Here is a 20,325-nt window from a genome sequence, read left to right as displayed (position 1 = left end):
CGAAAATATAGAATAAATATTCCTATTGAAAATCAGTACTCGTTTATTTCCAATGCCTCTGTGTGAGTTTCAAACAGTGCTCTTTTCACTGCTTTGAAATCAACATCTGCTAGTTTTTCATCTGCGCCATAACGTTTGACATAGTGATTAAAGTTTTTCTCTATGAGACTTATTATTTCTGAAAAGAATGCATCCATAAATGGAATATTCATTGCTCGATCACAAAACACACTATAACTTTCTTCTGTATCACTGACCGCCTCTACATAAATCTTCATTGATAACACATAAAAAAACTCTGTTGCTGTATTTTCAAAAGTTTTAATCTTCATATTTATCACCTTATTTTAGTTAAAAGAATTCCATACAGTTTTCATCTGTATTTTTATAACGATATTTTTATTTTACGATATTGAAATATCAGGCCGATTTATTTCGGGATAACTCAATCATCTGATCAATCCATTCATCTATTTCACTCTCGACAAATGCTATTGCACGCTCACCAAGCTTTATAGGTTCAGGGAAACGATCTTGACTAATAAGTTTATAGATCCAAGCTTTGCAAAGACCCGTTCTTTTCAGCACTTCAGGTAAACGGATAAATCTTTTTCTTTCTGTCATACATTTCTCCATTGTTGTTTTGATGGAGGTAGTATCTTCAGATCGCTTATGACGATCAACTCTCAAAAAGCACGAATTGATCAAGATGTGAGGGATTTTTAGGCAGATTAGAGATGGGAGTAACGAAAGCCAGTTGCCGTAGGCTTTGAAGCATTTTTGCAAAAAGTGCTATTTTTTCACTCTATTTGAAGTTATTTAATATTTTGTTATTTATCATGCAGTTAATTTATTTGAGTTTAAATTCTGAACTATCATCTGTTATTCATCTTGCTTCAGGCTAAAAAATGTTTGGGTAGGTGTAAGATTTACCACTGAGCGTTAAATATGCTATTTCTGACCCTAATAGATTTTGATGCTTGTCGTGAGTTCAACTCCTCAGCATTAGCGTTATCGATGATTTTAACGCTGAAAGACTACACAACTTTACTCATGTTGTTTCTTTGGTCCCTTCATTGAACCCTCAATTAAATATAAAAACAAAATAATTATAAAAATCAATTTATTATACACTTAATTACAGGGACCCCAGCCCACCAAATAATGATCCGGGTATTACCAGATAAGTCCGGAGAAGTACGAAAAGCCCGCATCCCACCTAGGTTTGCGGGCTTTTTTGTGTCTGTAGATGTCCGAGAAGATCCGCCTGAAACCGGCGTCTATTGGTATACGAATTGGTATACGGTAAGATGTATACCAATAAACGTATACCAATTACAGAGAAGAACCTTGCATGGCGCGGACTACACGCCCCCTCACCCACACCGAAGTACAAAAAGCAAAAGCCATCAACAAAGACCTAACTCTCCATGATGGTGATGGCTTATTTTTGTTAGTCAAAACCACTGGCAAGAAAATTTGGCGTTTCCGCTATCAGCTTCCTAACAGTAGTAAACGCACTATGATCAGCCTCGGCGCTTAGAGGCCTTGAAAAGATGCTCAGCGCGGCTAATTTATGATGTTTAACAATCCAGATACGCTCCCAAACGATAACCGCGATCGGCAATAGTTTGTTTTAAAGCTGATGAAGTCAGAATATCCAACTCGGTCAGCCGTGGATAACAATAGCCACTGGTCATCAGGATTTTGTCGATAAATGCTGGGTGGCACATTACTTCAACAGAGTTAATCGTATTTTGGTCTGCATAGTCTAGCAATTGCAGAAATGACTGTTCCGTCAAATTCTCGCCATAAAAACCGGCATCAAACCACTCTGTGCTGCGGGGGTTGTTAAGCACAATGTTCTGCTGTTGCGCCTCTTGGCGATCAATTCGTAATGGCAGTGATTTTTCGTGAGCAAAAGATTCAATCAACGGATAAATCTGCGGCAACATATGGACATGGTGATGACTGTCAATATGAGTGGGAGGACGGCCAAACACAGTGACAAACTTATCAAACTGAGCTGCCAGTTCTTGGGCGATTTCTTCCAGATTCAACTCGCCCGCCTCGGCCCGCGCCCACAACCATTTGCCCAACTCGCCTTTGTCATCAACCAAGGATGGCATAGCCGTTAAGGGCCGACCATAAGTCAGCACAAAATGCATGCCCACGGGCAATGCAGGATCTTGCTTGCTCAGTTTTGCTGCATGATAGATATCTGCACAATTCATCATTGCGGTGGTTGATGAGACAATACCATGCCGAAATGCTTCAATGATCCCATAGCTTTGGCCTTTGCATAGACCAAAATCATCAGCATTAACAATAAGTAACTTTTCCATTGAGAGCACCTTGTAAGGCCATTTCAACAACAGATATCTGGCCGGAAACTAATCGGATAACCCATCTCTGACGCAGTTGAATTTTTTGCGGTAGTTCCCTGGCGTAAAAGAGGTGAGTTTTTTGAAGTTTTTAATAAATAACGTGGTATCGCTGTAGCCTGCTTCAAAGGCAATATCTGAGACTAAGTAGTTCGTCATTTCAAGCTGGGTTTTGGCAAAGTTAACTCTGATTTCATTAATAATCTGCATCGGTGTTTTTTCGTAATAACGCCGGGTCGCGCGAGTCAGATACTCTTGAGTTTTGCCCGAAAGCTCAATCATATTCACCAGTGCTTTTTCACCAAACATCGATTTATCATGCATTTTATCGATACTGGTTTTTAGCCACAGAGGAATATCGTCATTGACCTCAGTCTCTTTATAATGGCTAATGCGATTAGTAACATAAAATGTCAGCAGCTCAACCAACTCGGTTAATTCGTCTTCTCTAAAGTGCGGTGCAGAAATCGCTGATTCAATATAAGAAAGAAAATCACCTTTTAGCCGATAAGCCTGTGAAGCAACAATAGGTCTGGAGAGCAAATGAAAATAGTGTTCTTCAAAGAAAGATTTTCTGATCCCAACATTTAGAATTCGCGTCGCGCCAAAGTCATAGAAACTTTGATGATGGGAGCCCATGGGGATAAAAACAAAATCGCCACGCTCTAAAAAGACGCGTTTACCATTAATGTCCTGATAACACATGCCGGTTAATATCAGGGTGTACTCATAATAATCATGCTGATGTAGGCCTGTCGCACTCTCCGTTTTGTTATAAATAAACAGATGGAACTCTTTTCCGTTAAAAAAGTCTTTTTCACGTACTAATCTGACTTCCATCTTATTTACCTTCACTCTCTTATTTGAAAAAACGGACAAATATTTACGCGGATCAGCTTACCTTTTGATGTAATTCGATCAACTCTGCAATTAACTCACGGGCTAACATCGCGTTCATTAAATGGTCCTGAGCATGCACCAATACTAGCGTGACTCGGGTTTTCCCCTCACCTTGATCGGCTTCAATAAGCTGGGTCTGTACCAAATGTGCTTCGTTCAGCGCCATGCGTGATTGTGCCATTAACTCTTCCGCTTGAGCAAAATCACCTGTTTTAGCATGCTTCAATGCTTTATAGGCCAAACTCCGGGCTTGCCCTGCGTTGATAATCAACCCCATGACCACATCTTCCAGTTCATCAGTCGGTTGAACATCATCAACGATTTTATCTAAATCAAACATACTGTTGCTACTCCGTAAATTAAAGCTGTTAATTAAAGCCGTTTTGCCTCGCAACATTCGCAAACCAATAACCACTCTTCTTTATGACTCGCGACTGATCTGCGATATTCAATCGCACTAATCCGTAACGATTTTTATAAGCATTAAGCCAAGACCAGCAATCAATAAAAGTCCACAGATGATAGCCTTTGCAGTTACTGCCCTCTTGTAATGCTTGATGCAACCATTTTAGATGCTCGCGAATAAACTCAATACGATATTCATCATCAACCTGGCCGGATGGGGTAATAAATTGCTCTTCGCCCTCAACACCCATGCCATTCTCAGATATATAGCAAGGGATATTGCCATAATGTTGTTTCAGGTCTGTCAGAATGTCATACAGCCCTTTTTCATAAATTTCCCAACCACGATGCGGGTTAATTTTCCGCCCCGGCATCTCATAAAAACTAAACAAGTCTTCCGGCGTTTTCACCTGCCCCTGAGGCGTTGGGATATCTTTCGCTTTGACCCGTCTTGGCTGGTAATAGTTAACGCCTAATAAATCAATGACACCCTTAGCAATAAGCTGGCAATCATCAGATTCAATCTGCGGTAATAAGTCGTGCTCGCGCAGCAACGCAATCAGTTCGTCAGGGTAAACACCTTTAGTGACGGGATCGAGGAAGCTACGGTTAAGCAGTAAATCAGCACGGTTGGCGGCAATCTGGTCTGGTGCACTGTCGGAGCGAGGATAGGTCGGGGTGAGGTTCAAAATGATACCAATATCACCACCCTGTTTAAGTTCCCTATATTTTTCAACCGCTTTGGCGTGAGCCAGAACACTATGGTAGGCCACAGTTACCGCGCGGCCAAAATCTACCACACAAGGATAATGTAAGTCGTTCAGATAGCCCGCTTCAACCGGCACTACCGGTTCGTTAAAGGTAAACCAATGTTTTACTCGGTCACCAAATAAGGTAAAACAGATTTTGGCATAGCGCGCATAGCCATCCACCACTGCGCGGCTTTCCCAGCCCCCTTTCTCTTGCATGCACAGTGGCATATCAAAATGGTAGAGGTTGATAAACGGCGTAATACCGTTCGCCAGTAAAGAATCAATCACGGCGTTATAAAAAGCGACGGCTTTGGGATTAACCTCGCCGTCACCATTTGGGATCAGTCTCGACCATGAAATCGATGTCCTGAAAGTGTTATGTCCCAATGCTTTTAACAGCAAGATATCCTGCCGATAATTATCGTAAAAGGTGGAGGTGTTTTCCGGGCCAATTTGGTCATGAAAACGTTCTGGTGCCATGTCATACCAATAATCAAAGATATTTTGGCTCTTGCCATCCTGCAATGACGCCCCTTCAGATTGGGTTGCAGAAGTGGCACTACCCCACCAAAAGTCCTCGGGAAATTGATATTTCATTCCAGCCTCCAACCTTATACGCTAAATGGGTTTTACAATTAGAATTTCAAGCTGTCAGCGATTTCTTCTTCGCTTTGAACTTCACGATCTATCTCGGTTTGTGCTTTATTGGCAATAATCACAAACGGTAGATAAATCAGTGTTGCTATGCCAAGGTTGAACAAACTTAATAACATCGCAGCAATACTGCCGTTGGTGTTAAAGAAAGCTCCCAACCCGACCGGCATGGTCCACGGCGCAATATTGGTAATTGGCGGAATTAAACCGGTGTAATAGGCAATGGAAGTAATAATGGCTAATACTGGCTGAACCAGAATAAATGGAATGAAGAACAGCGGGTTCATAATAACCGGTAAGCCAAACAGAATCGGTTCGTTAATCTGGAAAATACTTGCCGGTGCACCCAGTTTTGCCACTTGGCGATAATCTTCACGGCGGGAACCAATAAAGATAGCAATAACCAGCCCAAGTGTTGCCCCTGTTCCGCCGAGGAATATATAGGAGTCAACAAAAGGTTTGGCCCACATATGGAATTCTTTGCCAGCAGCCACTGCCGCCGCCACCGAGCCATATTGGGTATAGGTGGCTACGTTTTCCAATGCAAACGGCATCATGATGCCACTTTCCAGTGCCGATAATGCCATCGCGCCGTGTATCCCGAAGAACCACAGCAGTGAGGAACACATCACATACACCCAACCTACAACACTGCCCATTTTAGACAACGGAGCTGAGATGGTGTCCATAATGATCTGGTGGAAGTTGGTACCATGCAATCCAAGGGCATAAGCAATCACGCCCATAATGGACAGAATAATAAAACCAGGAATCAATGCAGAGAAAGAGCGGGAAACTGATGTCGGCACACTATCAGGTAAGCGGATAACCCAGTTACGGCGCACGATAAAGGCGAAGACTTCTGCTACCACCAAGCCGATAATAATACCGGAAATGATATTCGCGCCACCCAACCAATTAGCACCCACCGCATAGGCATCACCAACACTGTATGGGGTTACGGTCATAAAGGCAGCAATCGCCAGCAATGCCGAAGCCAGAGGATCGACTCTTTTCTCTTCAGCCAGGGCCATACTGATAAAGAATGGCGTCATTAACGACATAATCCCGAGGGTACCATTATAAACGTTGCCGCCGATCGCTTTAAAACCATTGAGAGTGGTGATGGTATCTACATCCAGACGAATACCCATCGAGAAGAAGAACGACCCTTCGCCAAAACTTAAGAAAACGTTATTAATAAGAACAAACATGGCACCCGTCAGGGTTAACGGCATCAGCCGGATAAACCCATTTTTGATGGCGTTAATATGTTGCTGTTTGCCAATTTTAATGGCGAAGGGCAATATGGCCCTTTCCAGAGAATTAATAAATGCGCTCACAGTGCTCCCCTTATTGTTTTGCTTTTTTTATTGCGGCAACAGCAGCTTTTAATACCCCTAAACCATCAACTTTGCCGTATAAGACAGAATCGATCACTTCAACAGGTTTTTTAGGGAACATTTTGGTGATTTCTGGCAACATATAAGCAATTTGCGGCCCTAATAGGATTACATCCGCTTCTCTACCATGCTGCGCAGCCAGTGCTTCCGGGTAAGCATTAATAGTCACTGGCACTTCATACTTCTCTGCTTGCACTTTCATTTTGGAAACCAGTAGCGAGGTAGACATACCAGCAGAGCAAAACAGATAAATTTTTTTCTTTTCCATACCCAACACCTTTTGAGGTTCAAAAGACACAAGTTATTCATATGCCAGTGCAATGGTGAATTCCCTTTATCTGAACTTTATCGCGCCCCTTGCCCAGCTCCATTGTTTCTGGTTGTCGTCAGTATACTGAGTTGACAGACAATCCAGTAATTCGAGCACAACAATAATCGTCTCTAATTGACTTTTCACATTGATAGCCTTCACATTTCTTAGTTATTACAATGTGATGGTTATCGCAAAATGATTATTTTTTTGCTCGGCGAATTAAGTTTAATTCATTTGTATTTCATATGGTTAGTTTTTATTGGTGGATTTCGGAACACCAAGGAATAGCGGCAAAATCTATTGAAACCAATAAAAGGTTAAATTAGGGAACCTTATTAGTTTGATAATCGTTTCATCCAAACTTTCTCATTTTTTCCCTAGGTCCAGCGCGATAGCTTTATTTGTGAAGCGAAGTTCATTACCACTATTTCCTTACTCATTCGATCCAACGCACATCCTTTTAGGGTAGAAAATAGCCGATTTCTGGTTAATACTCTAAAGTTAACAGGTGCTTGCCTATTTATGGAGTGAGTAATGATCTTGGAAAATAAAACACCGACCTCTCAGCTGTGTTTACAATTATTCAAATCACTCTTATTGAGTGTCTTTATCTCGCTACCGGCCCTCACTGCACCAGCGCCCACAGTGACAGTGACTGAATTGCAAAATGAGCTGGGGAACCCCTGGTCACTGGCCTTTTTGCCGGATGACGGGGGCATTTTAATCACTGAACGTTCCGGGCAATTAAGATTATGGCAACCAGAAAAAAACCTGTCAGAGCCATTAAAGGGGGTGCCTGCGGTGTATGCCAAGGGACAAGGTGGCTTACTGGAGGTGGCGTTATCACCGACATTTGCCCAAGATCGCCGCATTTACCTCAGTTTTTCTGAAGAAGGAAAGGACGGAAAAGCGGGAACTGCGGTGGGCTATGGTCGCCTTAATCCGCAAGGAACCGCCATTGAAAACTTCACTGTCTTTTTCCGCCAACAGCCAAAATTATCAACCGGCAATCATTTTGGCGGCAAACTGGCTTTTGATGAACAAGGCCATCTTTTCATTACCTTAGGTGAAAACAATCAGCGTCTAACAGCACAAGACTTGGGCTTACACCAAGGCAAAATAGTCCGCCTGACCCTCGACGGTAAGGTGCCGAAAGATAATCCCCTCACCAATCAGTCACCGGCAAGACCAGAAATCTGGTCTTATGGTCATCGTAATCCACAGGGGTTAGCCCTGAATCCCTGGACCGGCGTGATGTGGGAGAATGAGCATGGCCCTAAAGGTGGCGATGAAATCAATATTCCTATGGCTGGGAAAAACTATGGTTGGCCATTAGCAACGCACGGAATGAATTATTCAGGTTTGCCCATCCCAGAAGCCAAAGGTACCCACATAGAGGGGACTGAGCAGCCCGCCTATTATTGGGAAAAGTCTCCGGGGATCAGTGGGATGGCATTTTATAATGCCGCTCGTTTCCCGGCCTGGCAACATTCGCTGTTTATCGGCGCATTGGCACAGAAAGAGTTAATTCGCTTGCAACTGGATGGCGATAAAGTGATTGCTGAAGAGCGTTTACTGGGAGATCGCGGCGAACGTATCCGCGATGTGCGCGTGGGGCCTGACGGCTATGTTTATCTCTTGACGGATGAGAGTGATGGTAAATTGCTAAAAGTGGGCCTTTCGGCTAACAACTAGTTTATGAGTAACAAATTCACGCAAAAAAAGCCGGAAAATCTTCCGGCTTTCGTATTATCACTGACAACATTTATCGTGGCTGATTAACGATCCGATGAGGCTTGCCACAAAAGCGATATTGCATTTGGTCGTATCGGGAGGGATCTGCGTTGTAAGGCATGATGGCTTCCATCTCTGTTTATTGTATTTTTTGAAACAGCATTCCTATTTTAACGCTATCCCTCGTCACTGCAAGTAAACCCCCTCTGCCTGCATAAATTCTTACCCTATAATTCATATATCCGAATACTCCCAGTAGTCTATTTATACTACAATTATTACCACTCTAGTGAATAACTATGGAGTTTTTTTATGACTGCAATCGATGTAATGTGGGTCGGACTAGGTGGAGGGATTGGCTCACTATTGCGATGGTGGATAGGGCTAGGTGTTGGCAAGATATACAAAGGAAATTTTCCCCTCGGCACTTTTCTAATTAATATTTCGGGTGCATTTGTGATTGGCTATCTAAGCATTCTTTTTGGTGTCGACTGGCGCGATCGCTATGGCGATTTAATTAATGCGGCTGTGTTAACCGGTATTTTAGGCGGCTATACCACCTTTAGTAGCATGCAATTAGATGCGGCAAAACTGTCGACAACCCGGGGCAGAGCCATTGCTGCTGGATATCTGATTATTTCTGTATTAGTCGGTTTAGCTGCGGCCGCATTGGGTGCATGGCTGGCTTATTGATCAGAGGACTAATTTATTAATCGGAGAGGATGATTATGCCGAATCTTATTATTTTAGTTTTTGTTGGTGGTGCTTTTGGTGCCATGTGTCGTGAATTTATCATGCTGTCCGTACCACGGCTGACAGATGGCTTCCCGATGGATATCTTTGTCACCAATATCATCGCCGCATTTTTATTAGGGTTAGCGACCTCCTTATTTAAAAACGGTAAAATTAACCAATATGTACACTTGATGGTGGGTACCGGTATCATGGGCGGCCTGTCGACATTTTCCAGTTTCGTCTTTGGTGCTGTCGAAATGATGAAAACCCCGAGTGGTATTTTAGTTTCAATCTGTTATTTAGTTGCCAGTTTGATTGTCGGCTTTATTGCTGTCGAATTGGGTTTAATGGTCGGCCCTAAAGATAAGCCTAAAGATCCACAAGCTGCCGCTGAATAAGAGAATGCAGGAATAATATCCCCTAGGCATAAAAACACCCTCATGATGAGGGTGTTTTTATACATCTGATAACCCAATAGATTTAATCTAATTTCTGGCAATTACCAAAGAACATTTCGGTAATAAGAGAGTTATTGATTGTATCGCCATTTAAGGTTCTGACCAGCAGTTCACTGCCTAATAATGGCAGTGAGAACACCATATCAGGATTAACCCGTTTCACTTTCTTCATATTCTGTGTTTCATTGACTAACGCCAATGTTTTCGTCCCCTCACCAGCAATTTCTTTTGCAGCGAGAATAGTAAAGGTGTTGTCGGCATCATTGTTGCACAATGCAATAATATATTTTGCCTTAGCGGCCCCCGCCAGTTTTAATGTTTCTACCGAAGAGGGATCTCCCTCGATAACATCCGCATGTGGAGGGAAACTGTGTTGGCTACCAACCGGGCAAACAACAGTGACATCATCACCCCGGTCACGCAGCCCATTATAGACATTGAGTGCCAAAGAATTGGAACCGACAATAATAAAATGATTTTTACGTTCCACGTGATAAATCCTACCTTTAACTATGCGTTTAATATTATTACTGATTATCGGGCCGGCAATCGAAGCAATCGAAGCCGCAAAGACAGTAATACCAGCAATAATCACCGTGAGTGTGAACATTCTCGCTACAGTGGTATGCGGAATAATATCCCCGAAGCCCACTGTTGACATACAAACAATCGCGAAATAGAACGCAGTGGGTAAATCGGTCACTGCCGGTGCGAACTCATCGCCCATGTATAGTGTGCCCAACATGCTATAGACGATTAATGAACAAATACTCGCGATCGCAAAGAATGTTGCACTTCCGAGACTGTAATGATCAAACTCACGCCAATAAAATAGTAAAGCGACAACAACAATAAGGGAATAAGTCGTCAATTTACTCTGATCTTTCAGAATAAAGATATTGATAGCAACAATCGTAAACAACAATAATACCGTAAGAAACCATGCCGTACGGATTTTCATCGCGACGGAAAATGACATCAATATCAATAGCAGACCGATCATAAATCTCGGAATTTCAAATAACTCAAGAAAACTTAACGCCTCCTGCCAAGTACTAAAATTGTTTATCGCCTCTGTTGAATGAGAGAACGCCCGGAAAAGCACGGGGCTTAACACCAGATACCCATTAATGGCCACCAAAATGGCCAACAAAAGTGGTATCGATACCTTAGTCTTAATTTCCTGTAATATTTTCATCAATAAAGTGACTAAAATTGTTATAGGTAAACCAAGTATAGATATAAAACGATAAAAATCATGGTCAAATATGATTATTTTTGACTAAAATCAAATGATTATTCGGTCATCATCATAGATGGTTTTATCACACAGTTCATTTTACATTTTGTAAAGTTATTCATACTAAATCATGAGTAAAATAATAAACTCACAGTTGGCATTAATCCTATTTTGGTTAATAATATGAGGGTTCCTCGGCATATCAGATATACCGAAGTTCGTAGACTTGAGTGATATCTATCACCCTTAATTTAAGTGTCTTAAATATTTAATCATATTTAACAGATAAATAAGGAAATAAGCATGTCCTACAAATCACTTCGTAATATTGCATTGACTGGTTTATTACTTTCCGCTGCCGCCACCAGCTTTGCAGCAACCACTAGCGCAACAGCGACTACCCCGAGTGATATGACCTGCAAAGAATTCCTGGATCTGAATCCTAAGTCATTTACTCCTGTGGTTTATTGGGTATTAAATGATGATACTCAATATAAGAAAGGTGATTATGTTGATTTGCATGAGACTGACACTATCGTGACACCGAAAGTAGTCGAATTTTGTAAGAAAGCACCTGAAAGTAAACTCTCTGAAATTAAACAGGATATTTTAGGTTTTGCTAAAAAACACATGTAATCTGTAACTATCATTCTTATAAAAAAGGCGCTTAATAAGCGCCTTTTTATTAAATTATAACTACCGAGTAATACTTAATTTATCATAACCGCGAATGTAGTAATTAACTGCTGAAATTACCCAACACAGTATAAACATGCCAATAATCCAGTAACCTATCTCGCCTAAGTTTTCACTGATATTATTTATTGGTGTCCATATACCACCAGTTAAATTAAGTTTGTCTGAAATAAGTCCTAATGCTTCAATCCCGCCAATGAAGAATGCGATGATCACTGAAGCTGCCGTGATGGTAATGTTGTAATACAATTTCCGCACTGGTTTAGAGAAAGCCCAACCATAAGCACCAATCATGACAAAATTATCGAGTGAATCGATCAAGGCCATCCCAGAAGCAAATAAAATAGGGAAAACCATAATTGACCATAAATTCATACCATGAGTTGCACTGGCGGCTGAAATCCCTAAAACCCCAATTTCAGTGGCGGTATCAAACCCCAAACCAAATAAAAAACCAACGGGGTACATATGCCAACTTTTATTCACCATGTTAAATACACGTTTGAATACTCTGGCCAGGAATCCCCCATTATTGGTCACCAGTAGATCAAGTTCTTCGTCTTTATAAACATGCCCTGCTTTGACCTGTTTAAACTTTTTATAGACTGAAATCAGAATGGTTAAATTAAGGAAACCAAATAACAATAAAAACAGAGAAGAAACTAGTGTACCAATTAAGCCACCGGTTTCGTGGAACCACGCCATATTGTTTTTAAATGCCATCGCGGTCGCGGCGATGGCCAGTGATGCTAATATAACAATGGTCGAATGACCGAGGGAGAAAAATGTTCCCACCGCAATCGGAGTCTTCCCCTGTTGCATCAGTTTACGGGTTACGTTATCAATAGCAGCAATATGATCAGCATCGACAGCATGACGCAAACCAAAGCTATAGGCGAGAAATGCCATCCCCATCAACACCGCATTATCATTAAATTCAGTAAAAGCCCAAACCCACGCCAGCCCATTAATAACCAGTAAGCCAATTAATAAATAAATGGCGCGGCGTTTAGTTTGCTGATTGCCAAAAGCACTCCGTTTCTCTATCCCAGTCGTCATGTTAGTACTCCAGAATAAAATCACTATTGTCTATGTGCTGGCATCACTTCTTTATTAGGGACCAGGAATAACCATGAAGCGAGAACAAAAGGCATGGTCAACGTCGGAATACCCACCGGGGCCAGGAAGATATTTAGCGCGCCCTGTACGATAACGGTAAAAATAACGCCGACGATGGTATAAACCAAAACACGCCAACTGGGTTTATTAAATGTCGAACCTAAGGCAATTGCTGTCAGTACGGCACTGAATGCATAAAGTCCGATATCAATACTGCTGGGATTTGCCCCCAAGAATATGGCGGTAAAAAGTGCCAATAGCGAACCCCCAAGGGCAAAAACTGCCGCCCACAGTGATTCTACCGCCAGCCCAATGATAAAAAGAATACCGCCGATTAAACTACTGAATAGAAATACCTGCGAAATACCATTAAACATGCTGACGAAAATATTGCCACCCGCCGCTGCGCTGGCCTCTAAAATTAAGTGATGCGGCAGTGCTGGTGCCGGTAATCCACTACTTTGCAGACCAGAAAAAGCGTAGCTGGACAGCAATATCATCCAAGTGGTCAGAACAAAAGGTGCGGTTAATGCTGCAACTTTCCAGGTTTTTAAAATATCGGCGATACAAACCATGACAATGACCGACACAATACTGCCCAAAACAATACAGGCCCAGACAACCGGTGTGACGACCAAGAATGTCGGCAGTGCCGCCCCGACCAAACACCCGTTATAGCCGTATAATCCTGAGCGCCACGATTTACGGTCACGCATGGTTAACCCCGTGAGTGTGGCAACCACAGTACCCAATACACAGCCATAGGCTACAGCCGGGTTTCCTTCACCATAGGCTCCGATAAATATGGCAATAAAGAAGAATAGCCCAGTGAGTGGGTTATTCTGGAACATGACTTGAGCACAGCCGCGTAACGTTGTATCGATAAATTCAATGAAAACATTCGAAGCACTCAGTTGTGCCCAACCGGATTGGTGACCTGTTTTTGTATTCATTATTTTTACCCTTCTGACTTGAAGCTGTAAATGCATGAGGCCGATGACTCGGCCTAAACTCTTAGCGCCATAAGAATTTTTCCGGCAATGTAATACCGAGAATTTCCTCTCGAGCTATTTTCCAGAACTCACGGATTTCATTTTTAACACCAGCACTGTCGATACCCAGCGCTTTAAATACCAGACCGCAATCATTCGGCAGACGCGTCGCCCCACTGGCAATGCCGCCTTTCATATCAAAACGGGCCGGTACCCGCGCCAGAATTCGGTCGTGATGCTCTTTGGGCGTTAATAAAATCACATTGCCAAACGCATCAAAGGATTGCATAACTCCGATGGCATCCAAGCTTTCTGACTTAGGTTCCAGCACATATTTTTCTACAAATAGCTCTTTACCCGCTGGCAGTTCTTTACCCAAAAAAACGTGTGCCGCCACTCGGGATGAATAAACATCAAAACCAAAGCGTTCATCTGCATGGTGATATTTACGCCCAGACATCAGCACTTCCGAATAAATCGCGGTCGCCGTAGGATGAATATTAATGGTGGTGTCAGTAATAAAGCGCGAATTACGGTGTGGAATAAGCGGGTCCGGCATAAATTCCAGATAGCCGCCTTCTTCTACAGTAAAATTTTGTATCTGCGATGCATAGTTCGCATTCATCATGTGGACTTTGGTCGCCGACTGTGTGGTGACATGAGCACAAGCCCCGGCCTCCACGATCACATCAGTGGCCAGCCGGTCACCTTGTAAAATGCACCCTGAGGTCGAAATCATAGTGACACACGGCAATTCTGGCATTTCTTCATCCCAATACAGCGCTTTTTGCACCATCGACGGCACCCGCCGCTCCATTTCTGCCAAAATACTGCGATGCTCACGTTTGGCAAATCTCAGCTTGAGATAGCCACTTTTCCCTACGGCCCCGCTACGCATTTGCGCCGGTTCATCTTGATATTCCGCTAATTCCGGCGCGTTAACACCTAATGCGTGAGCGCGAACCCGTGAAGGAGTTTCCACGATATTCTGGCTCTGCGATGTCATGCATGCTCTCCTTGCGGTGGTACGTGAGTAAACAAGAAGTCGCGCATAATCATATCCACCAGTTCTTCAATGCCTTGCCCGGTTTTGCAGTTGGTCAGAATATAAGGGCGCTCGCCGCGAACCACTTTGGTATCACTTTCCATCACATCCAGGCTGGCACCGACATAAGGGGCGAGGTCAATTTTGTTGATAACCAGAATGTCCGCCTGAACCAAGCCCGGGCCATTTTTACGCGGAATTTTTTCCCCTTCCGCCACATCAATAACATAGATATAGAAGTCTGCCAGTGCTGGGCTGAAGGTCAGCGTCAGGTTGTCACCGCCACTTTCAATCATAATCAAATCGCTGTCAGGAAAGCGCTCTTCCATCTCCTCCACCGCAGCAATATTCATGCTTGGGTCTTCTCGCACCGCAGTATGTGGGCAAGCTCCGGTTTCGACGCCAAGGATCTTCTCTTCATCCAGAATGCCTTTCAAGGTGCGTTTCACCTGTTTGGCATCCTCGGTGGTGACAATGTCATTGGTAATGATCAGTGGCTTAATGCCCCGTTTGATCAGAATCGGGGTAATCACTTCGATAATGGCGGTTTTACCTGAACCTACCGGGCCACCAATACCAATGCGGGTAATCTTTTTGCGTTTATCGGTTGAATGGCTATTCACGGGGTCATCCTCTCAATTTAATCTGTTTTTGGCTTTGTACTCGGTCAGCAGAAAAACCCAGCACTCAGAATTCATTTCTATCGGTCACTGAATGGCCGATCAGTTACTAAACAGGCGGACGTGCGCTTTCACGTGTACCGCCGCCAGAACATCCACAATAGGGACATAAGAAGACATTTGGTTAATATCGCCAATTTCGGCAATATCACAGAACTTCTCGATGTCGTGGTTCAATTCAAACAAGATATGTTGGGTGTCGAAATGGGTGACGCGCATCAACCGCATGGCCGCACTTAATATCGTCATCGCCACGCCATATTGGTGCATCACCACCACTTCGCGCTGCCCTATCCCCTGTGCTGCCATGACTACCGCCTGAGTGACCGGATAAGTCCCTGCGGTATTGCCACTTTTTATCTGCTCCAGCCACCAGCTGATCAGCGGATGCTCCACCACGTGGATTGACATCTCCGCCAGTTTTTTCCCCATACGGGTTGCCATCAAGCGGCTTTCTTCATTTAATTTACGGTTATTCACGGCCCAATCAGCACGGATAATGTCGTCACGAGAGTCGGCCATCACTGCCCGGTGGGCAGCAACAACCCCCATCCCATCACAGCTAGCAGCCTGCTTAAGCGCCGTCAAAACAAAGCCTTTTAACGTCGGCACGTCTCGCACGACGCCTGTTTGAATGGCAGATTCCACACCATTGGAAAACGTAAAGGCCCCGACCGGCAGAACGGAATCACCAAATTGCATGATACGAATGAGATCTGATGCATTCATTGCGGTGCCTCCCTGCGTGAATCAGTGTTTATGGTCGTGGTCATGATCGCCGTGGCTATGACTGTGCTCGTGGTCGTGGTCATGGTCATGCGAATGCTCATCGCCGTGGGAATGAATCGCGTGAATATGTAAGCCGGAACCATGGGGTTCATCCAAAGGACTGGCGACATGAACATGAGTATCGCTATCTTCAGCCCCGCCAAATAGCAGGCGCGCTTCAGAATTACTGAGCAGCGGCAGAATTTCTGCTCCCTTAACAAAACGGAAAGGTAAATGCTGGAAGCCATGGGTTCTCATCACTGAATCCATCATGGTGGTGGCTACCGTCAGAGGCACATAAACCTCATTATTTTTCGTAACCGCTTTCCAGTGCTGGTTACCCAGTGCATGCCCCAGCTCAAAGCAGGTTTTAATCAATTCATCCGGTGAACGACTTTTCAGTTCACTCAGATCAATCACCATGACATCGCGCAAATTGATTTGCACCACTACGGCAACACGGTTTTTTTCATCCCATGCCAACACATCGCCATCAGCAAGGACGACGTGTCGATCGAGCGAAATACCGAGATCTAGTCCCTGAGTGCTGAGTTTACGGCAGCGGCTTTTTTGCGCTTCCCGCTGGTCCAAAACCAAGAGATCAAAAGTGGCGTCTTTGAGCTTCTCTTGCCAAATCGGATCTTTTTTCACATTGCCAAGAATGTGCTCTATCAAAATCATGTTATTGACTCCTTGCCTGTCTTTTTGGCAAAAGCCAGTTGCCCAAAGTCATAAAATCCGTTTCTGTGCCATTCATCCCAGCAATTTTCGCGGCCCATCCTTGGGCCAGATGACACTGACTTTGGGCAAGCTGAACACTTAAACAAACTGGATTGACTGCCATCCAGACTTATTCATCAGCCTAAGCCTTTATTAACCAAAGAAGTAACGTTGGTTCATTGCCGCTGTATCAATAGGCTCACAGGTGGCATGTACACCATCGACTTTCACCGCAAAGGTTTCAGGGTCCACTTCAATATTTGGTGTTTGGTCATTACGCACTAAGTCATGCTTAGAGATGGTTCGACAGTTCTTAACCGCCATAACCTGACGATCCAGCCCAGCTTTCTCTTTCACACCGTCATCCAGTGCCGCTTGAGAAACGAAAGTGACGCAGGTGTCTTGCATGGTTTTACCCATGGCACCAAACATTGGGCGGTAGAACACCGGTTGTGGCGTCGGTAATGAGGCGTTCGGATCACCCATCGCCGCCCAGTTGATCATGCCACCTTTGATAACCATTTTAGGTTTAGCGCCGAAGAAACGCGGATCCCACAGCACCAGATCGGCCATTTTGCCCACTTCAACGGAGCCGATGACATGGCTAACACCTTGCGCAATCGCTGGGTTAATAGTGATTTTTGCCACATAACGCAGGACGCGGAAGTTATCGTTGCCCGGTGCATCTTCTGGCAATTTGCCGCGTGATGCTTTCATCGCGTTAGCGGTTTGCATGACACGCAACCAGTTTTCCCCAACACGCCCCATGGCTTGTGAGTCACTGGAGAACATGGAGATAACCCCCATATCGTGCAGGACGTTTTCTGCTGCGATAGTTTCCGGGCGCACACGGCTTTCGGCAAAAGAGACGTCCGCGGGCACATTCGGGTTGAGGTTGTGACACACCATTATCATGTCGAACAGTTCAGCTTGACTGTTAACACCGTATGGCAGGGTTGGGTTGGTCGAACTTGGCAGTACGTTAGGTTGGCTGGCGACACGAATAATATCCGGCGCATGGCCCCCACCCGCACCCTCGGTATGGAAGGTGTGAATTGTGCGGCCTTCGAATGCATCAATGGTATCTTCCACATAACCACATTCATTCAGACTATCGGTATGCACCGAAACCTGAATATCCATTTCATCCGCCATCCGCAATGAATGGCGCAGGGCATTGGCAGTCGCACCCCAGTCTTCATGGACTTTATAGCCGACAACACCGGCGATCGCCTGTTCCAGTAATGGGCCACGGCCGTAAGAGTTACCTTTACCCAAGATACCCACGTTGACAGGCAGGCCCTCAATTGAGCGCAGCATCTGGCGAATATTCCACGGGCCAGGAGTTACCGTCGTCCCATTGGTTCCATCGGTTGGGCCAATCCCGCCGCCGAAGAACGTCGCCACGCCATTAGATAGCGCATGGTAAGCCTGTTGTGGAGAGATTAAGTGAATATGAGTATCAATACCGGCGGCGGTCAGAATCAAATGCTCACCAGAAATAGCATCGGTGCTAACGCCCACCACCATACCAGGTGTTACACCATCCATCACGCCAGGGTTACCGCTTTTACCGATACCGGCAATTTTGCCATCACGGATGCCGACGTCAGCTTTGATAACCCCTAAACGGGCATCAACAATGGTGACGTTGGTTATCACTAAATCCAGTACGCCATTATCGCGGGTCAGATGGTTATTGGCACCCATCCCATCACGTAATGACTTCCCCCCGCCGTAAACTGACTCTTCACCATATCCACGCAGGTCTTTTTCGATTTCGATAAACAGATTGGTATCACCCAAACGGATTTTATCGCCCGTCGTTGGGCCGAATAGACCCGCGTATTCTTGCCGAGAAATTTGAGGCATCTGTCGCTCCTTTTTCCGGTGCGTGTAGTTATATAGCTAAATAGTTATATAGCTAAATAGTTATATAGCTAAATAGTTGTATCGATATATAGCTGTATAGCTAATTACACGTATGCGAATTTCGATGATTTTTAGTGAAATAAAGTGTCATTTAGACGATTTAAAACCACGTTCAGCCGCGCGGCGGATAGCTTCGAGCTTATCCGGGCGTTCGCTATTAGGCACCACGCCCTCACCGGTCCAACCATCCACCAGGTTGTTAAAGCCATACAGTGTTTGCTTGCCACCGAAAGGGATCAGCGGAACTTCGGTTTCATCACCGGGTTCAAAACGGATTGCCGTTGTTGAAGAGATATTCAGTCTTTTTCCGTAAGCCGCAGCACGGTCAAACTCCAGAGCGCGGTTAACTTCAAAGAAGTGGAAATGTGAACCAATTTGGATTGGCCGATCACCAGTATTACGGACCTTCACGTTAGTAACGGGCTTGTTCTCATTAAAGGTGATCGGCGTATCAGCTAAAATGCAGCCACCGAGCGGGGTATTTTGTTCTGAATAAGCGGTACTTGATTTCGTTCCTCTATTCGTCTTTGTGCTCGTTGTCTTTGCGGTACTTGCCTTTGTGGTATTCGCTTTTGTGCTCATGCTTTAATCCTCTGCAATGTTCAGTTCAGGTTTTACTCGCATGCTGCCGTCATTCATTTAATGGGGTCGTGCACCGTGACCAAACGGCTACCGTCGGTGAAAATTGCTTCAACCTGAACATTTGGAATCAAATCAGCCACTCCGTCCATCACATCATCTTTTGTGAGAACTTTACTGGCTTCTTTCATCACATCTTCTACAGATTTGCCATCTCTGGCCCCTTCCATTGCAGTCACTGTGATAATAGAAACGGCCTCCGGATAATTGAGTTTCAAGCCACGCGCTTTGCGTTTGAACGCCACATCAGACAGCGTGTAGATCATGAGCTTTTCAACTTCTCTTGGGGTGAGCTGCATAAGCCCTCCTGTATCGTGTTAAAAAAGTGAAAGTGAGAAAAACAACCAACTGAAGACGATCAATAACCGCAGCGGCACAGTTGAGAATCACAACTGTGTTTAGTCAGGTTATCCCGTCAAATTTATTTGTGTGATGATTTGTTTGGGTAGGTATTTTTTACCGCTTTTAGTTATCTCAATCAATAGTAAAAGAGTGTTCATTAATAATTTTTTACTAAAATAGAAAAAAATAACTGCCTTTATCCACAGTAAGAAATATAGAGGGAAATCGATTAATCGTTTGCGTTCTATAGCTAATGTCATAGCTACTAAATCCCTGTATTTAACACCAAATTTCGGCCTATTTTTTTGTAGCAGAGATGTCTATAAATCAATATTTTGCTATAAAAAAACCATCTCTAACCAATATAGACCAAAACCTGAAAAATTCATTATTAATTGAAAATTTAATAAAAAT

The 20,325-nt window shown here is 44.0% G+C and carries 22 protein-coding genes and 1 pseudogene; 5 read left to right on the top strand and 18 right to left on the bottom strand.

The window, feature by feature from the left end:
- Nucleotides 1-32: 32 nt before the first annotated feature.
- Nucleotides 33-332, bottom strand: a complete 300-nt coding sequence (locus FTA91_RS06260; RefSeq protein ID WP_042568650.1) for a hypothetical protein — start codon at nucleotides 330-332, stop codon at nucleotides 33-35.
- 88 nt (nucleotides 333-420) lie between these two features.
- Complete coding sequence (locus tag FTA91_RS06255) at nucleotides 421-624, bottom strand: helix-turn-helix transcriptional regulator (RefSeq protein ID WP_038822827.1); 204 nt, start codon at nucleotides 622-624, stop codon at nucleotides 421-423.
- Nucleotides 625-1,354: 730 nt separating this feature from the next.
- On the opposite strand from FTA91_RS06255, the pseudogene FTA91_RS06250 reads away from it, so the two are divergent.
- A pseudogene (locus FTA91_RS06250) lies at nucleotides 1,355-1,540 on the top strand (integrase arm-type DNA-binding domain-containing protein); the annotation flags it as partial.
- A gap of 43 nt (nucleotides 1,541-1,583) precedes the next feature.
- Here FTA91_RS06250 and chbG read toward each other — a convergent pair.
- Genes chbG through FTA91_RS06220 form a run of 6 tightly spaced genes read right to left on the bottom strand, consistent with a single transcriptional unit; the run spans nucleotide 1,584 to nucleotide 6,766 of the window.
- Nucleotides 1,584-2,345, bottom strand: a complete 762-nt coding sequence (gene chbG, locus FTA91_RS06245) for a chitin disaccharide deacetylase (RefSeq protein WP_050116121.1) — start codon at nucleotides 2,343-2,345, stop codon at nucleotides 1,584-1,586.
- Between the two features lie 48 nt (nucleotides 2,346-2,393).
- On the bottom strand, nucleotides 2,394-3,239 hold the full coding sequence (gene chbR / locus FTA91_RS06240) for a transcriptional regulator ChbR (protein WP_227507679.1): 846 nt from the start codon (nucleotides 3,237-3,239) through the stop codon (nucleotides 2,394-2,396).
- A 37-nt stretch (nucleotides 3,240-3,276) separates the two neighbouring features.
- Nucleotides 3,277-3,624, bottom strand: a complete 348-nt coding sequence (chbA, locus tag FTA91_RS06235; protein WP_050116113.1) for a PTS N,N'-diacetylchitobiose transporter subunit IIA — start codon at nucleotides 3,622-3,624, stop codon at nucleotides 3,277-3,279.
- Between the two features lie 28 nt (nucleotides 3,625-3,652).
- Nucleotides 3,653-5,038: a glycoside hydrolase family 1 protein gene (locus FTA91_RS06230; protein WP_145533928.1), complete on the bottom strand. Its 1,386-nt coding sequence runs from the start codon at nucleotides 5,036-5,038 to the stop codon at nucleotides 3,653-3,655.
- 38 nt (nucleotides 5,039-5,076) lie between these two features.
- Nucleotides 5,077-6,438 (bottom strand): PTS N,N'-diacetylchitobiose transporter subunit IIC, encoded by a 1,362-nt coding sequence (gene chbC, locus FTA91_RS06225; RefSeq protein WP_050116105.1) that lies wholly within the window; start codon nucleotides 6,436-6,438, stop codon nucleotides 5,077-5,079.
- A 10-nt stretch (nucleotides 6,439-6,448) separates the two neighbouring features.
- Nucleotides 6,449-6,766 carry a PTS sugar transporter subunit IIB gene (locus tag FTA91_RS06220; RefSeq protein ID WP_050116103.1) on the bottom strand — a complete coding sequence of 106 codons (318 nt, stop codon included), beginning with the start codon at nucleotides 6,764-6,766 and terminating at the stop codon, nucleotides 6,449-6,451.
- 579 nt (nucleotides 6,767-7,345) lie between these two features.
- On the opposite strand from FTA91_RS06220, the gene FTA91_RS06215 reads away from it, so the two are divergent.
- The 3 genes from FTA91_RS06215 (at nucleotide 7,346) to crcB (ending at nucleotide 9,678) form a co-directional block, all read left to right on the top strand.
- Nucleotides 7,346-8,506: a PQQ-dependent sugar dehydrogenase gene (locus FTA91_RS06215; protein ID WP_145533925.1), complete on the top strand. Its 1,161-nt coding sequence runs from the start codon at nucleotides 7,346-7,348 to the stop codon at nucleotides 8,504-8,506.
- A 351-nt stretch (nucleotides 8,507-8,857) separates the two neighbouring features.
- Complete coding sequence (locus FTA91_RS06210) at nucleotides 8,858-9,238, top strand: fluoride efflux transporter FluC (RefSeq protein ID WP_050116098.1); 381 nt, start codon at nucleotides 8,858-8,860, stop codon at nucleotides 9,236-9,238.
- 35 nt (nucleotides 9,239-9,273) lie between these two features.
- Nucleotides 9,274-9,678, top strand: coding sequence for a fluoride efflux transporter CrcB (gene crcB, locus FTA91_RS06205; RefSeq protein ID WP_050116165.1), 405 nt, complete (start codon nucleotides 9,274-9,276; stop codon nucleotides 9,676-9,678).
- A gap of 82 nt (nucleotides 9,679-9,760) precedes the next feature.
- Here crcB and kch read toward each other — a convergent pair whose 3' ends face one another.
- Entirely contained in the window at nucleotides 9,761-10,936 is a 1,176-nt protein-coding gene (gene kch, locus FTA91_RS06200; RefSeq protein WP_050116097.1) for a voltage-gated potassium channel protein, read from the bottom strand.
- Nucleotides 10,937-11,281: 345 nt separating this feature from the next.
- Between kch and hdeB the strand changes: the two genes are divergently transcribed.
- Nucleotides 11,282-11,614, top strand: a complete 333-nt coding sequence (hdeB, locus tag FTA91_RS06195) for an acid-activated periplasmic chaperone HdeB (RefSeq protein WP_050116095.1) — start codon at nucleotides 11,282-11,284, stop codon at nucleotides 11,612-11,614.
- Nucleotides 11,615-11,674: 60 nt separating this feature from the next.
- On the opposite strand, the gene FTA91_RS06190 is transcribed toward hdeB, so the two are convergent.
- From FTA91_RS06190 to FTA91_RS06150, 9 genes are all read right to left on the bottom strand, one after another.
- Entirely contained in the window at nucleotides 11,675-12,733 is a 1,059-nt protein-coding gene (locus tag FTA91_RS06190; protein ID WP_050116094.1) for a HoxN/HupN/NixA family nickel/cobalt transporter, read from the bottom strand.
- 23 nt (nucleotides 12,734-12,756) lie between these two features.
- Nucleotides 12,757-13,746, bottom strand: a complete 990-nt coding sequence (gene yut, locus FTA91_RS06185) for an urea transporter (protein WP_050116092.1) — start codon at nucleotides 13,744-13,746, stop codon at nucleotides 12,757-12,759.
- A 61-nt stretch (nucleotides 13,747-13,807) separates the two neighbouring features.
- Nucleotides 13,808-14,791 carry an urease accessory protein UreD gene (locus FTA91_RS06180; RefSeq protein WP_050116090.1) on the bottom strand — a complete coding sequence of 328 codons (984 nt, stop codon included), beginning with the start codon at nucleotides 14,789-14,791 and terminating at the stop codon, nucleotides 13,808-13,810.
- On the bottom strand, nucleotides 14,788-15,453 hold the full coding sequence (gene ureG / locus FTA91_RS06175; protein ID WP_050116088.1) for an urease accessory protein UreG: 666 nt from the start codon (nucleotides 15,451-15,453) through the stop codon (nucleotides 14,788-14,790). The genes FTA91_RS06180 and ureG overlap by 4 nt, the downstream gene beginning before the upstream one ends.
- 99 nt (nucleotides 15,454-15,552) lie before the next feature.
- Nucleotides 15,553-16,239, bottom strand: a complete 687-nt coding sequence (locus tag FTA91_RS06170) for an urease accessory protein UreF (protein ID WP_050116086.1) — start codon at nucleotides 16,237-16,239, stop codon at nucleotides 15,553-15,555.
- A 21-nt stretch (nucleotides 16,240-16,260) separates the two neighbouring features.
- A complete protein-coding gene (ureE, locus tag FTA91_RS06165; RefSeq protein ID WP_145533922.1) occupies nucleotides 16,261-16,959 on the bottom strand; it encodes an urease accessory protein UreE in 699 nt (232 codons plus the stop codon).
- Between the two features lie 192 nt (nucleotides 16,960-17,151).
- On the bottom strand, nucleotides 17,152-18,870 hold the full coding sequence (locus FTA91_RS06160) for an urease subunit alpha (protein WP_145533918.1): 1,719 nt from the start codon (nucleotides 18,868-18,870) through the stop codon (nucleotides 17,152-17,154).
- Nucleotides 18,871-19,017: 147 nt separating this feature from the next.
- Nucleotides 19,018-19,512 (bottom strand): urease subunit beta, encoded by a 495-nt coding sequence (ureB, locus tag FTA91_RS06155; RefSeq protein ID WP_145533915.1) that lies wholly within the window; start codon nucleotides 19,510-19,512, stop codon nucleotides 19,018-19,020.
- A 53-nt stretch (nucleotides 19,513-19,565) separates the two neighbouring features.
- Nucleotides 19,566-19,868, bottom strand: coding sequence for an urease subunit gamma (locus FTA91_RS06150; protein WP_002215288.1), 303 nt, complete (start codon nucleotides 19,866-19,868; stop codon nucleotides 19,566-19,568).
- Between the last annotated feature and the right edge of the window lie 457 nt (nucleotides 19,869-20,325).

The organism is Yersinia thracica (assembly GCF_902170565.1).
Taxonomy (GTDB): domain Bacteria; phylum Pseudomonadota; class Gammaproteobacteria; order Enterobacterales; family Enterobacteriaceae; genus Yersinia; species Yersinia thracica.
This window is presented reverse-complemented; position numbering and strand designations above follow the sequence as displayed.

What these genes read in the sequence shown, in the direction of transcription:
- FTA91_RS06260 (WP_042568650.1), bottom strand. Translation starts at nt 332, where the DNA reads ATGAAGATTAAAACTTTTGAAAATACAGCAACAGAGTTTTTTTATGTG.
- FTA91_RS06255 (WP_038822827.1), bottom strand. Translation starts at nt 624, where the DNA reads ATGACAGAAAGAAAAAGATTTATCCGTTTACCTGAAGTGCTGAAAAGA.
- chbG (WP_050116121.1), bottom strand. Translation starts at nt 2,345, where the DNA reads ATGGAAAAGTTACTTATTGTTAATGCTGATGATTTTGGTCTATGCAAA.
- chbA (WP_050116113.1), bottom strand. Translation starts at nt 3,624, where the DNA reads ATGTTTGATTTAGATAAAATCGTTGATGATGTTCAACCGACTGATGAA.
- FTA91_RS06230 (WP_145533928.1), bottom strand. Translation starts at nt 5,038, where the DNA reads ATGAAATATCAATTTCCCGAGGACTTTTGGTGGGGTAGTGCCACTTCT.
- FTA91_RS06220 (WP_050116103.1), bottom strand. Translation starts at nt 6,766, where the DNA reads ATGGAAAAGAAAAAAATTTATCTGTTTTGCTCTGCTGGTATGTCTACC.
- FTA91_RS06215 (WP_145533925.1), top strand. Translation starts at nt 7,346, where the DNA reads ATGATCTTGGAAAATAAAACACCGACCTCTCAGCTGTGTTTACAATTA.
- FTA91_RS06210 (WP_050116098.1), top strand. Translation starts at nt 8,858, where the DNA reads ATGACTGCAATCGATGTAATGTGGGTCGGACTAGGTGGAGGGATTGGC.
- crcB (WP_050116165.1), top strand. Translation starts at nt 9,274, where the DNA reads ATGCCGAATCTTATTATTTTAGTTTTTGTTGGTGGTGCTTTTGGTGCC.
- kch (WP_050116097.1), bottom strand. Translation starts at nt 10,936, where the DNA reads ATGAAAATATTACAGGAAATTAAGACTAAGGTATCGATACCACTTTTG.
- hdeB (WP_050116095.1), top strand. Translation starts at nt 11,282, where the DNA reads ATGTCCTACAAATCACTTCGTAATATTGCATTGACTGGTTTATTACTT.
- FTA91_RS06190 (WP_050116094.1), bottom strand. Translation starts at nt 12,733, where the DNA reads ATGACGACTGGGATAGAGAAACGGAGTGCTTTTGGCAATCAGCAAACT.
- yut (WP_050116092.1), bottom strand. Translation starts at nt 13,746, where the DNA reads ATGAATACAAAAACAGGTCACCAATCCGGTTGGGCACAACTGAGTGCT.
- FTA91_RS06180 (WP_050116090.1), bottom strand. Translation starts at nt 14,791, where the DNA reads ATGACATCGCAGAGCCAGAATATCGTGGAAACTCCTTCACGGGTTCGC.
- FTA91_RS06170 (WP_050116086.1), bottom strand. Translation starts at nt 16,239, where the DNA reads ATGAATGCATCAGATCTCATTCGTATCATGCAATTTGGTGATTCCGTT.
- ureE (WP_145533922.1), bottom strand. Translation starts at nt 16,959, where the DNA reads ATGATTTTGATAGAGCACATTCTTGGCAATGTGAAAAAAGATCCGATT.
- FTA91_RS06160 (WP_145533918.1), bottom strand. Translation starts at nt 18,870, where the DNA reads ATGCCTCAAATTTCTCGGCAAGAATACGCGGGTCTATTCGGCCCAACG.
- ureB (WP_145533915.1), bottom strand. Translation starts at nt 19,512, where the DNA reads ATGAGCACAAAAGCGAATACCACAAAGGCAAGTACCGCAAAGACAACG.
- FTA91_RS06150 (WP_002215288.1), bottom strand. Translation starts at nt 19,868, where the DNA reads ATGCAGCTCACCCCAAGAGAAGTTGAAAAGCTCATGATCTACACGCTG.